Source organism: Pseudoduganella sp. OTU4001 (assembly GCF_038440195.1).
Taxonomy (GTDB): Bacteria; Pseudomonadota; Gammaproteobacteria; order Burkholderiales; family Burkholderiaceae_D; genus Rugamonas.
In genome coordinates this window covers 1-12257 of record NZ_JASATG010000048.1, presented here as the reverse complement: position 1 = coordinate 12257, position 12257 = coordinate 1, and the positions used below count along the sequence as shown (strand labels likewise).

General features: G+C 62.2%; 12 protein-coding genes. 8 read left to right on the top strand and 4 right to left on the bottom strand.

Translation table 11 applies throughout. The annotated features are described in order from the left end of the window. Nucleotides 1-15 precede the first annotated feature (15 nt). Nucleotides 16-309, bottom strand: coding sequence for a DnaJ domain-containing protein (locus AAHE99_RS25195; protein ID WP_342120611.1), 294 nt, complete (start codon nucleotides 307-309; stop codon nucleotides 16-18). Between the two features lie 268 nt (nucleotides 310-577). On the opposite strand from AAHE99_RS25195, the gene AAHE99_RS25190 reads away from it, so the two are divergent. From AAHE99_RS25190 to AAHE99_RS25180, 3 genes are all read left to right on the top strand, one after another. Beyond that, entirely contained in the window at nucleotides 578-2338 is a 1761-nt protein-coding gene (locus AAHE99_RS25190) for a glutamine--tRNA ligase/YqeY domain fusion protein (protein WP_342120609.1), read from the top strand. Between the two features lie 125 nt (nucleotides 2339-2463). Further along, nucleotides 2464-4239: a CHASE domain-containing protein gene (locus AAHE99_RS25185; RefSeq protein WP_342120608.1), complete on the top strand. Its 1776-nt coding sequence runs from the start codon at nucleotides 2464-2466 to the stop codon at nucleotides 4237-4239. 338 nt (nucleotides 4240-4577) lie between these two features. After that, complete coding sequence (locus AAHE99_RS25180; RefSeq protein ID WP_342120606.1) at nucleotides 4578-5381, top strand: glycine-rich domain-containing protein; 804 nt, start codon at nucleotides 4578-4580, stop codon at nucleotides 5379-5381. A gap of 65 nt (nucleotides 5382-5446) precedes the next feature. On the opposite strand, the gene AAHE99_RS25175 is transcribed toward AAHE99_RS25180, so the two are convergent. Both AAHE99_RS25175 and AAHE99_RS25170 read right to left on the bottom strand, forming a co-directional pair. After that, on the bottom strand, nucleotides 5447-5689 hold the full coding sequence (locus tag AAHE99_RS25175; protein ID WP_342120605.1) for a hypothetical protein: 243 nt from the start codon (nucleotides 5687-5689) through the stop codon (nucleotides 5447-5449). Between the two features lie 503 nt (nucleotides 5690-6192). Continuing rightward, nucleotides 6193-7077 carry an SDR family oxidoreductase gene (locus AAHE99_RS25170; RefSeq protein WP_342120604.1) on the bottom strand — a complete coding sequence of 295 codons (885 nt, stop codon included), beginning with the start codon at nucleotides 7075-7077 and terminating at the stop codon, nucleotides 6193-6195. A 12-nt stretch (nucleotides 7078-7089) separates the two neighbouring features. Between AAHE99_RS25170 and AAHE99_RS25165 the strand changes: the two genes are divergently transcribed. From AAHE99_RS25165 to AAHE99_RS25150, 4 genes are read left to right on the top strand one after another with little or no spacing between them, the layout of a single operon-like run. Then, nucleotides 7090-8115 (top strand): CDP-6-deoxy-delta-3,4-glucoseen reductase, encoded by a 1026-nt coding sequence (locus AAHE99_RS25165; RefSeq protein WP_342120603.1) that lies wholly within the window; start codon nucleotides 7090-7092, stop codon nucleotides 8113-8115. A gap of 56 nt (nucleotides 8116-8171) precedes the next feature. Next, a complete protein-coding gene (locus tag AAHE99_RS25160) occupies nucleotides 8172-9395 on the top strand; it encodes an MFS transporter (RefSeq protein WP_342120601.1) in 1224 nt (407 codons plus the stop codon). A 13-nt stretch (nucleotides 9396-9408) separates the two neighbouring features. Beyond that, nucleotides 9409-10053 carry a DUF1345 domain-containing protein gene (locus AAHE99_RS25155; protein ID WP_342120599.1) on the top strand — a complete coding sequence of 215 codons (645 nt, stop codon included), beginning with the start codon at nucleotides 9409-9411 and terminating at the stop codon, nucleotides 10051-10053. Nucleotides 10054-10107: 54 nt separating this feature from the next. Next, nucleotides 10108-10467: an HPF/RaiA family ribosome-associated protein gene (locus tag AAHE99_RS25150; protein ID WP_342120598.1), complete on the top strand. Its 360-nt coding sequence runs from the start codon at nucleotides 10108-10110 to the stop codon at nucleotides 10465-10467. Nucleotides 10468-10470: 3 nt separating this feature from the next. On the opposite strand, the gene AAHE99_RS25145 is transcribed toward AAHE99_RS25150, so the two are convergent. Continuing rightward, entirely contained in the window at nucleotides 10471-11244 is a 774-nt protein-coding gene (locus AAHE99_RS25145) for a helical backbone metal receptor (protein WP_342120597.1), read from the bottom strand. A 66-nt stretch (nucleotides 11245-11310) separates the two neighbouring features. On the opposite strand from AAHE99_RS25145, the gene AAHE99_RS25140 reads away from it, so the two are divergent. Next, on the top strand, nucleotides 11311-12257 hold a 947-nt coding region (locus tag AAHE99_RS25140; RefSeq protein ID WP_342120595.1), incomplete at its 3' end, for a GGDEF domain-containing protein.

Genomic DNA, 12257 nt, shown 5'->3' with positions numbered 1-12257 from the left:
TGCTACTTTCTTGAATCAGGCGGCTGGGATGTTCACGCCGTTGACGCTGAAGATGGAACGCCACTGTTGGTAGGCTTCCGCTTCCGGGTCGATGATGATGCGGTGGTGCACACTCTGGTTGTACTCTTCCCGTTTGACCGGGTCGGACAACACTTCGTAAGCTTTGACGATGGCCTTGAAGCGGGCGTCGGCGCCCGGTTCCTGGTTGCGGTCCGGGTGGAAGCGCATGGCCAGGGATCGGTAGACCTTCTTGATTTCCTCGTCAGAGGCATTGGGCGCGACACCGAGCACATTATATAAATTTTCCATAAAGCAACTCCGGGCCGGTTTTTAAACGCGTAAGGACGAATTATCCTATAAAATGCCCTGTTTACGCTGAACATCACCGCTAAAACCGGTAAACCGGGGTCAGACCCGAGGGTCTGACCCCGTCTGCTCCACCGCCAGCAGTGGGGTTTTGGGCTATTGACTTCCGAAAAAGTTCAACAGTACACACCCCGAGCCCGCGGCTCCGGCATACAAGGGGTCAGACCCTTGGGTCTGACCCTGGTTTGCCGGTTTTAAACCAAGAACGCACATGAGCAACGACAAAAAAACTGCCACCCCGGCCCCAGCGCCGAATTTCCTGCGCAATATCGTTGAGGCTGACCTGGCCTCCGGCGCGCATACCCGCGACGGCCTGCCGCCAGTCATCACCCGCTTCCCTCCGGAGCCAAACGGCTACCTGCACGTTGGCCACGCCAAGTCCATCTACACCAACTTCGGCCTGGCGCGCGATTTCGGCGGCCGCTGCCACCTGCGTTTCGACGACACCAACCCAGAAAAAGAAGAACAGGAATACGTCGACTCCATCATGGACAGCGTGCGCTGGCTCGGTTTCGACTGGGACTACAAAGGCCCGGTCGGCGCCGGCAACCACCTGTACTTCGCGTCGGACTACTTCGACAAGCTGTACGAAATGGCCGAATACCTGATCAAAGTGGGCAAAGCCTACGTCGACAGCCAGAGCGCCGCCGACATGGCCGCCAACCGCGGCAACTTCACCACCCCAGGCACCAACTCGCCTTTCCGCAACCGCTCGGTCGAAGAGAACCTGCAGCTGTTCCGCGATATGAAGGCCGGCAAGTACAAGGACGGTGAACACATCCTGCGCGCCAAGATCAGCGAAGACGCGATGTCCTCGCCGAACATGAATATGCGCGACCCGGCGATCTACCGTATCCGCCACGCGCATCACCACCGCACGGGCGACGACTGGTGCATCTACCCGATGTACGACTACACCCATCCGATTTCGGACGCGCTGGAAAACATCACCCACTCGATCTGCACCCTGGAATTCCAGGACCACCGCCCGTTCTACGACTGGCTGCTGGAAGTGCTGTCGGAAGGTGGTTTCTTCAAGAAACCGGTGCCGCACCAGTACGAATTCGCGCGCCTGAACCTGACCTACATCGTCACCTCCAAGCGCAAGCTGCGCCAGATGGTGGAAGAAGGCATCGTGGATGGCTGGGACGACCCGCGCCTGCCAACCATGGCCGGCATGCGCCGCCGCGGCTTCACCCCGGAAGGCATCCAGCTGATGTGCGAACGCACCGGCGTCACCAAGTCGGACGGCTGGATCGACTTCGGCGTGCTGGAAGGCGCCGTGCGTGAAGACCTGGACCCGAAAGCGCCGCGCGCCATCGCCGTGCTGCGCCCACTGAAGCTGATCGTCGAGAACTTCCCGGAAGGCCAGTCGGTCGAGTGCACCTCGCCGGTCCACCCGCACCACCCTGAACTGGGCCACCGCACCTTCCCATTCACCCGCGAACTGTGGATCGAAGAAGAAGACTTCATGGAAGAACCGACCAAGGGCTACTTCCGCTTCACCCCACCGATCGGCGACCAGCCGGGCGCGCGCGTGCGCCTGAAGTACGGCTTCGTGGCCGAGTGCACCGGCTACGACAAGGACGAAAACGGCAAAGTTACCGCCGTGCGCGTGAAGTACTTTGAAGATTCGAAATCCGGCACCCCGGGCGCCGACACCTACAAGGTGAAAGGCAACATCACCTGGGTCAGCGCCGAAGCCGCGCTGGAAGCGGAAGTGCGCCTGTACGACCGCCTGTTCACCGAAGAGAAGCCGGACGCCGGCGGCAAGGACTTCAAGGAGTTCCTGAACCCGAAAGCGCTGGAAATCGTCAAAGCCTACCTGGAGCCGGGCCTGAAGGACGCCGCCGCCGAGCAGCGCTACCAGTTCGAGCGCCATGGCTACTTCGTCGCCGACCGCGTGCTGTCGCAGCCGGGCAAGCCGGTCTTCAACCGCATCGTTACCCTGAAAGACAGCTGGGCAAAATAAGCCTCACCGCTGATTTCAACCACAAAAGCCACCCTCGGGTGGCTTTTTTCATATTAGTTTGATTTCAATCAAAGTGGCTATTTTGCAACTTGACCAGCGGTTACAGAAATTCTTATAGTCAATAAATGAGCCGCCTGCCGCCACGCTTATTTACCCCCTCCAAACCCTTGTGGTGGTTCGGCATCGCGCTCTCGCTGGGCGTCGGCATCGGCCTACATGTGGTTGCAACCCGCTCAATCGAAAACGAGGCCCAGGGACGATTCAGCAACCAGGCCCGCAACACCCAGTTCAACATCAACACCAGCATCAAGGCCTATACCGACGTGCTGCGCGCCGCCGCCAGCTATTTCCAGGCCGGCGGCGACGTCACGCGCGACTCCTTCCACCGCTATGTGCGCGGACTGGACCTGGAACACAACTACCCGGCCATCGACAACATCAACTTCGCCCAGTACTACACCGAGGCCCTGCGTCCCAGCGCCGAAGCGCGCCAGGGCGGGATCGAGGACGGCGCCTACCCGCCCTTCCAGCGCCACCCGGCCGGAGTGCGGCGCGAATACGCCGTGCTGACCCTGATCGAACCGCTGGAAGGCTTCAGCGACCGCTATGGCCTGGACATCGCCGCCCGCCCCAGCGTGGCGGAAGCCCTGTTCAGCGCGCGCGACCAGGGCACCATGAGCAGCTCCGGCCAGCCCATTCCGCTGCGCAGCGCGCCCAGCCACGTCGGCATGGCGATGCGCATCCCAATCTACCGCAACGGCATGCCCATCTCCACCGTGGCCGAGCGGCGCGCAGCCTGCATCGGCTCCGTGGGACTGGGCTTCAGCGTACCGCGCCTGGTGGCCGTTGCACTGGGCGAAATGCCGGTGCGCAGCATGCGCGTCATGCTACGCGACAGCAGCGCCGCGCCACGGGCGGCCACCGTGCTGTTCGACAGCCAGCCTGGCGCAGCGGGCGCCGGCAACGAACACTTCACCACCGAGCTGCCGGTGCAATTCCATGGCCGCACCTGGCATGCGCAGTTCAGCGTGCCGAAACAGGCCCTGTATTCCAGCTTCGACCAGTTCCTGCCGATGCTGGCCGCCAGCATGGGCTTTGTCGCCAGCGTGCTGCTGTACGCGCTGTTCTTTACGCTGGCCTCCTCGCGCCGCCGTGCCGTGAAGATGGCGCGCGCCATGACGCGCGAGTTGCGCGACAGCCAGGCGCGCCTGCAACTGTCGCACCACCGGCTGCGCCGCCTGGCCGCGCACGCCGACCATATCAAGGAAGAAGAACGCAAGCGCATCGCGCGCGAGATCCACGACGACCTGGGCCAGAATCTGCTGGCCCTGCGCATCGAGGCCGACATCCTCGCCACGCGCACCGAGAAAAGCCACCCGCGCCTGCACGCGCGGGCGCGCGCCACCCTGCACCAGATCGACAACACCATCCGCAGCGTGCGCCACATCATCAACGACCTGCGCCCGAATGTGCTGGACCTGGGACTGTCGGCGGCGGTTGAATGGCAGATTGCGCAATTCCGCCAGCGCTCCAGCATCCAGTGCGAATTCATTGAAGATGCGATCGCCGACCATGGCGTGGACGACCATTGCGCCACCGCCTTCTTCCGCGTGCTGCAGGAATCCTTGAGCAATATCCACCAGCACGCCGGCGCCAGCGTGGTGCGGGTCGAGCTGTACCAGTCGCACGGCATGCTGCGCATGACCATCAGTGACAACGGCATTGGCATCGATACCGCCAGCCGCCACAAAGCCGGCTCCTTCGGGCTGGTCGGCATCGAGGAACGCATCAGCCTGCTTGGCGGCAGTTGCTCGATCAGCAGCCTGGCGCATGGCGGCACGACTGTCAGCATCGCGGTACCGGTCGGGGCTTCCACCGAAGACATGCGCTTGAGTGCTTAGGCATTTTTACCACTCGGTAGGAAAAGACCTGCACTCATTGATCCATATCAAACTCTCTTTCCCCAGCTCAGCAAAAATGCATATGTAACATTTGACGGCGTGGCAAGCTATTGATTTGAAAGGATCTGCAACTGTGTTGTTTATGCCGCGCACGGTTGAATTGTTACTTGCATTCGAGGGGGCGAGGCCTATACTTGAGTATGTTGATGCACATCAACTTTCGCGTTCCCAACTCCGAACGCCTCAGATGCCTCGGCGACAGCACCAGCCCTCCAGAACGGCGTCTTATCTCTCTCAATTCGGTTTGAATCCGCTCACTTTTAAAGGGAATGTCACTCATGATTTCTGCTGAAAGCTTCAAGGCCATTGCCGACCTCGACCTGGAACCTATCAAGGTAAAACTGATGCATGTGGAATCCGGCGAAGGCTGGTCGCTGGAAAAGGTCAACGCAGTAGAGTTCGAATATCGCCGCTTCCTGTACCTGATGAAAACTTTCCCCAACGAACAGACTGCGCCGCTGATGGATGTGGATATTTTCTGGCATTACCACATCCTGGACACCATGAAGTACTTCATCGACTGTGAGAATGTGTTTGGCTATTACCTGCACCACTTCCCATACATCGGCCTGCGCGGCGAAGATGACGAAGAGGCGCACGAGCGTGTGGGCAACCGGATGAAGGAGCTGTATGAGGAAACCTTTGGCGAGGCCTATCTGCGTAAGGCGGCGCCGGTCGATACCGCTTACTCGGGCCGCGTTGCCGGCGAGGCGGTAGCCTATTCGGGCCGGGTGGCTGCGGAGCCTACTGTTGCCGCCAAAGTGGCGTATTCGGGCCGCGTCAGCGACGCCAATGTGACCGCGTACTCGGGCCGCGTCGCTGCCACCGCCTACTCGGGCCGCGTGGCCATCGACGCGCAGACGGCATACTCGGGCCGCGTGACCAGCGAGGCGAAAACCGCCTACTCCGGCCGTGTGGCGTCCGAAGCGCAAACTGCTTACTCGGGCCGCGTCACCAGCGAAGCGAAAACCGCCTACTCGGGCCGCGTCTCAAGCGAAGCAAAAACCGCCTACTCCGGCCGTGTCAGCACCAAGGAGGTAAGCGCTTTCTACGGCCAGCGCCCACGCCTGGCAGCCGCATAAAAAACGCCCGCCAAATGACAACGGCCGCCCAAAGGCGGCCGTTTTTTTCACCCGTAAAGGCGAAATCAGTGCGCCATCAGGTCGCGCAGTTCACGGATGCTGAAATCGCTGATTTCATGCATGCGGATCAGAATGGTCGCGCCGATAGGCAGAGTGTTATGACGGATCTTGCTGATAACAGGTGGAGCAACTTCCAGAGCGCGGGACAGGGCGGCATCGTTTTTCAGCTGCAGCTTTTCAATGATGGCATCCAGGACGCGGTTCGGATTGTAGGAAGGCGATGCGGTAATTTCTTTCAGAGAGCTCATGACTAGGTACTTTTTCAATATGTTGCGACGTCGCAACAAAATAATTGGCGGAATTTTCGACAAAGAGCGCCAGAAAAAGCCGTGATTGACGCAATTTTCGGCACACGGCCGGTATGATACACCCTTTTATTGCCGTTCGCTTAACGCGGGGCAACTTTAGTGAGATTTTGATAGATTCTAGCGCGCGGAGCTGTGCTAGGAAATAAGATAGTTTAATAAAAAGACTACTTTTGGTCTTTTCTTGCCGATGTGAATGGTACCAAGGGCAGGCAAAGCCAGGTAAACGTTATCCAAATGAGGGCTGGAGGCAGGTACATCAAGGCCGCCGGCATCGGCGCCGTGTCTGACCGCCAGTCAAGGCGGCACCGAATTTCCTCCGGCGACGGCGGCGGCACGTGGGCCTGGCCGCGCTGGGCCAGATAGACGCGGACTTGCTCCTTGCTTGGATGGCTATACATGGCGGCCTCCCTGGCAGACATTGGCACAAGATAGCGCCGGCAGCTTCACGGGCGCTTGATGCATCTCAAGGCGGCTGCAACATCCGGATAGCGCAGCCGCACCTTCAACTCCGTCTTCATGCGCCGGTTCTCCAGACGGCGCGACTCGGACATAAAGGACAACAACGTCGGCGCCACTACTTTTGCCAGCTCGGCACGTCCGAGGCGCGGGGGACGCGGCAGCCCGAAATGATCGGCCACCATATCGAAATACTCCCCCATTTTGAGTTCTGTGTCATCCACTGCGTGGTACACACGGTTACTGGCGCCACGCCGCAACGCCGCCAGTACAACACGCGCCAGGTCGTCGGCGTGGATATGGTTAGTGTAAACATCATCTTCCGCGCGCAGCGCCGGAGTGCCTTGCTGCAAGCGTTTGACCGGCAGGCGGTCCGCACCATAAATCCCCGGCACGCGCAGGATGGAAAGATGGCCCTGCGCCCGGCGTGACCAGGCCCGCAGCACCCGCTCAGCATCCACCCGGCGCAGCGCACGTGCGTTGCGCGGCGCCACGGTCCGGGTTTCGTCAGCCCAGTTCCCGCCCAGGTCGCCGTACACGCCCGTGGTGCTGACATAAACCACATGCGCCCTCTCAGGTAAAATGGCGGTCACATTGCGGGTGCGCCGGTCTAGCTCGCCCTCGCCAGGCGGTGGCGCCAGATGGACAATCTGGTGCGCCAGCCCGGCCAGGCGGCGCAGCGAAGCAGGCTGGTCCAGGTTGGCCAGCAGCGGCACGGCGCCCGCCGCACGCAATTCGGCAAAGCGCTCGCGCTGGCTGGTCAGGGCAAAAACGCGGTAGTGTGCGCGCACCAGGGGCAGCAAACGCATGCCCACGTCGCCGCAGCCGATGATCAGCAGGCGCGGCTTGTTGAATTTTTTACTGATTTCCATTTTTAAGATTGTATGTCTTTCCAAATTACTGTTCAGCCAAGCGGCCACCAATTCAGCTGTGAAGAAGACGAAACCGTCCTGGCCGCCGCCATGCGCGCCGGTGTCGGCCTGCCCTACGGCTGCAAAAATGGCGCCTGCAGCTCCTGCAAGGGCAAGGTCGTTGAGGGCTCCGTCAGCCACAAGGCGCACCAGCGCCGCGCCTTGAGCGAGGAAGAAGAAGCCTCCGGCATGTCCCTGTTCTGCTGCGCCGTGCCGCATTCCGACCTGGTGCTGGAAGCGCGCGAAGTGGCGGGCAGCGGCGACTTCCCGATCAAGAAGATGCCGACCCGCGTCAACGCGCTGGAAAAGATGGCGCCGGACGTGATCGTGCTGACGCTGCAGTTGCCGGCCAACGAAACCTTCCAGTACAAGGCCGGCCAGTACCTCGAGTTCCTGCTGCGCGACGGCAAGCGCCGCGCCTACTCGATCGCCACCGCGCCGGAAAGCGGCCCGATCACCCTGCACATCCGCCACATGCCGGGCGGCCTGTTCACCGACCAGGTGTTCAGCACCATGAAGGAACGCGACATCCTGCGCTTTGAAGGCCCGCTGGGCACCTTCTTCGTGCGCGACGATTCGGACAAGCCGATGGTGCTGCTGGCATCCGGTACCGGCTTCGCGCCGATCAAGGCGATTGTGGAACATGAACGCGCCAGCGGCTCGCAGCGCCCGATGGTGCTGTACTGGGGCGGCCGCCGCCCGCAGGACCTGTACATGGACGCACTGTGCCGCCAATGGGCAGCCGAGATCCCGAACTTCAGCTACGTGCCGGTGGTGTCCGACGCCCTGCCGGAAGAAGGCTGGAGCGGCCGCACCGGCTTCGTGCACCAGGCCGTGATCGACGACCTGCCGGATATGTCGGGCCACCAGGTGTATGCCTGCGGCGCGCCGATCGTGGTGGAGTCAGCGAAGCGCGATTTCGTCAAGCTGTGCAAGCTGCCGGAAGATGAGTTCTACGCGGACGCCTTCACTTCCGAAGCCGACCTTCAGCAACCTTAAGATCCACCCCATGCGCTGCGTGCCGTGGGGCGCGCAGCGCACCACAGCACGCAACTATGTCATCCAACGGTTTCTCCGTCCTCCGCCACCGCAACTTCGCCTTCTACCTGTCCGCCCGCCTGCTGGGCACCATCGCCGTGCAGATGCAGAACGTCGCCATCGGCTGGCAAGTCTACGCGCAGACCAAGAACCTGTACTACCTCGGCCTGATCGGCCTGGCGCAATTCGCGCCCTTCCTGCTGCTGATCCTGTATGCCGGCCACGCCGCCGACCGCTACAACCGCCGCAACATCATCGCCACCTGCCTCGGCGCCCAGCTGCTGTGCGGCCTTGGCCTGCTGGCCTACACCAGCAGCGGCTTCGAAGCCGTCTGGCCGATCTTCGCGGTGCTGGTGCTGTATGGCAGCGCCCGCGCCTTCATGAGCCCCGCCACGCAGGCCGTGCTGGTCAACATGGTGCCGACCGAAGACTTCAGCCGCGCCGTCGCCCTCTCCAGCTCCACCTTCCAGGTCGCCGTGATCCTCGGCCCCACGCTGGGCGGCCTGCTGTACATCTACGGCCCCACCACCGTCTACACCGTCACCTCGCTGATGCTGCTGGCGGCCGTGGTGCTGATGTGCCTCACCCGCCCCGCCCCGCAAGCCACGCGCAAAGAACCCGCCACCTGGCACAGCGTGCTGGAAGGCCTGCGCTTCGTCTGGTCGCGCCCCATCATGCTGGGCGCGATTTCGCTCGACCTGTTCGCCGTGCTGTTCGGCGGCGTGACCGCCCTGCTGCCCGCGCTGGCACATGACGTGCTGCACGTCGGCCCCACCGGCCTTGGCCTGCTGCGCACCGCGCCCGGCGCCGGCGCCGCGATCACCTCGATTGCGCTGGCCTTCTGGCCGATCACGCGCCGCGTCGGCGCCTGGATGTTCGGCGGCGTCGCCGTCTACGGCGTGTGCACCGTGATCCTCGGCGTCACCAGCAGCTTCGTACTGGCCCTGGCCTGCCTGTTGCTGCTTGGCGCCGGCGACATGATCAGCGTCTACGTGCGGCACCTGCTGGTGCAGTTCGAAACGCCGGACGAAATCCGCGGCCGCGTCAGCGCCGTCAACGCCGTCTTCATCGGCGCCTCCAACGAACTCGGTGAATTCGAATCCGGCCTCACCGCCGGCTGGTTCGGCCTCACGCGCGCCATCGTCTTCGGCGGCGCCGCCACGCTGGCGGTTACCGGCATCTGGGCCTGGCGCTTCCCGATCCTGTCGCGCATGGACCGCTTCCCGCATTACAAGGAGTAGTAAGATTGGCCGCATGCGCTATCACCTGATCCACAGCCGCCCCCACCTGATCGCCGCTATTGCGGTCGGCGCCGTGGCTGCTTTTTTCCTGCCCGCGCACTGGACACCCCTGGTGCGCGCCCTCACCGCCTGGAATATCGCAGTCTGGATGTACCTGCTCACCGTCGGCTGGATGATGCTGCGCGCCGACCACCGCGATGTAAAACGCATCGCCGCCAAGCAGGATGAACGCGCCGCCACCATCCTCGCCAGCCTGGTGGTCGCCACCGTCATGAGCATGGTCGCCATCAGCAACGAGCTGGCCACCCTGCGCGAACTGCCGCGCGACGAACGCGGCCTGCACTACGCCTTCGTGGTACTGACGCTGGTCGGCTCCTGGTTCCTGGTCGGCACCCTGTTCTGCTTCCACTACGCCCACCTCTACTACAACGCGCGCGGCCACCAGCGCCCGCTGGCCTTCCCCGGCGGCGAAACCCAGCCCGATTACTGGGACTTCCTGTATTTCTCTTTTACTATCGCCGTCGCCGCCCAGACCTCGGACGTCGCCGTGCAATCGGCCAGCCTGCGCAAGCTGGTGCTGGGCCAGGCCGTGCTGAGCTTCTTCTTCAATCTTCTTATCCTGGGTCTATTTGTGAATATGGCAGCCTCGCTCATGTAGGGGTATGATGGAATCGCGTGGCAACACGTTTTGGTTAACAAACGGGAGCAGCATATGCAAATCAATGTGAACACCGACAAAACCATCGAACGTACTGCAGGCCTGGACGAGCACGTCCGGGAAGTAGTCAAAACTGCACTCAACCGGTTCGGCGAGCACATCGGACGCGTCGACGTCCACCTCAGCGAAGGCAATGCACAGAAGTCCTCCGACGGCGATATCCGCTGCATGATCGAGGCGCGCGTCAACGGCTATCAGCCGATTGCCGTGACCGACCACGACGCAACCCTGCATCAATCCATCAACGGCGCAGCAGACAAGCTGCAAAGGGCAATCGACAGCGCATTGGGCCGCCTGAGCGATAGCAAACGCCACTCCGCACAGCCCAACTTTGAAGAGGCTGAAGAAGAATAACCTCTAGCCCGCGGCGGCCAGGCCTTTCAGGTAGCGCATACCTTGTAAGGCACGGCTGCCGTACCAGGACATCATCTCCCCATCCACCAGCTGCACCGGCTTGCCGATCTGGCGCTCCAGCGCGTCCACGTGTTCTTCCGTGAAGCGGTAAGGTTCAGACGACAGCAGCACCTGGTCGATATCGCGCAACAGCTCATCGCTCCACTGGAAGCTCGGATAGCGCACGTCGCCAATCGCCGGGATCGACCAGCCGATCAGCGCCAGCATGCGCGCGATGTAGGTATCGCGCGAGATCGTCATCCACGGATCTTTCCAGATGCAGTACAGCACGCGCTGCGCACGCCCAGGCTGTACCTGCGCCAGTTCCGCCTCGAACGCCCGGCACCACGCATCAGCCTTCTCCTGCGCGCAAAACACCCCGCCCATCAAGCGCACCAGATCCAGGTTATCGCGCGGCTCGATTGGATGCGTGACCACAATATTCGGCACAAACTCCGCCAGCTTATCGACGGTCGGCTTCTCGTTCTCGTCGATGTTCACTACCAGGTGGGTTGGCGCCAGCTTGCGGATTTTCTCGATATTGACATCCTTGGTGCCGCCGATCTTCGGGATATCGCGCACCACCTCCGCCGGATGGATGCAAAACCCCGTGCGCCCAACCAGCTGCGGCGCCAGCCCCAGGTCGCACAAAAGCTCAGTAATCGAAGGCACCAGCGACACGATGCGCGCATTCGGAGCGGCCGCGTGTTGCGTGCCGAGGATATCGGTGTAATTCATGGCCGATATTGAACCACACTTAGGCTATCATTAACACCTGTTACCTCGGCAGCAAGAAAGTTCATCGTGAAAGCAATCGGCACCTTCGGCACCTCCGCCTACCAGATCCAGGCACTGCAGCTTTTCCGCGGCGCCGACAGCCTGCGCATCGCCCCGCTGCTGAAGGACTGCCCGATCGTCCAGCTTGAGCAAGGCGAAACCGTCACCGACCCGCAGCGCGCGCGCATGTTTATCGTGCTGCGCGGCGCGCTGTCGGTAGCGGCCGACACCCGCACCGGCATATCCGACGGCACCATCAGCAAAGTGCTGCCCGGCGAAAGCGTCGGCGAGCAAGCCGTGCTCGATGAAGAAGCCAACCAGGCCACCATCACCGCACTCGAACAAACTGAATTGCTGGTGCTGGAAGCCGAGCGCGCCTGGCAGTTGATCGACGCCGCCAACGGCGTCGCCCGCAACCTGCTGCGGCTGCTATCGTTCCGCATCCGCGCCGCCAACGCAATGATGCGCAAGCGCCAGAAGCTTGGCGAGTTCTATCGCCAGATGTCGATGGTGGACGGCCTGACCAACCTGTACAACCGCGCCTGGCTCAATGACTTCCTGCCGCAGTTGATCGCCAGCGCCCATGCCACCGGCCAGCCGCTGTCGCTGATCATGCTCGACATCGACCACTTCAAGAAATTCAACGACAGCCACGGCCACCTGCAAGGCGACCAGGCCCTGCGCACTGCAGCGCAAGTACTGATCGGCGCACTGCGCCCGACCGACTTCGCGGTCCGCTACGGTGGAGAAGAAATGATGGTGGTGCTGCCCGACACCAATGTGCAGGTGGCCGAAGCCGTCGCTGGCCGCCTGTGCCAGCGTATGCGCGACGCCGTCGTATTCAGCGACATGCGCCTGCCGCTGCCGCACATCACCAGCTCCTTCGGCGTCGCCGCCCTGGGCGCCGGGCAGGACGACCACGCCCTCATCGCCACCGCCGACGCCGCCCTCTACCGCGCCAAGGAAGCCGGCCG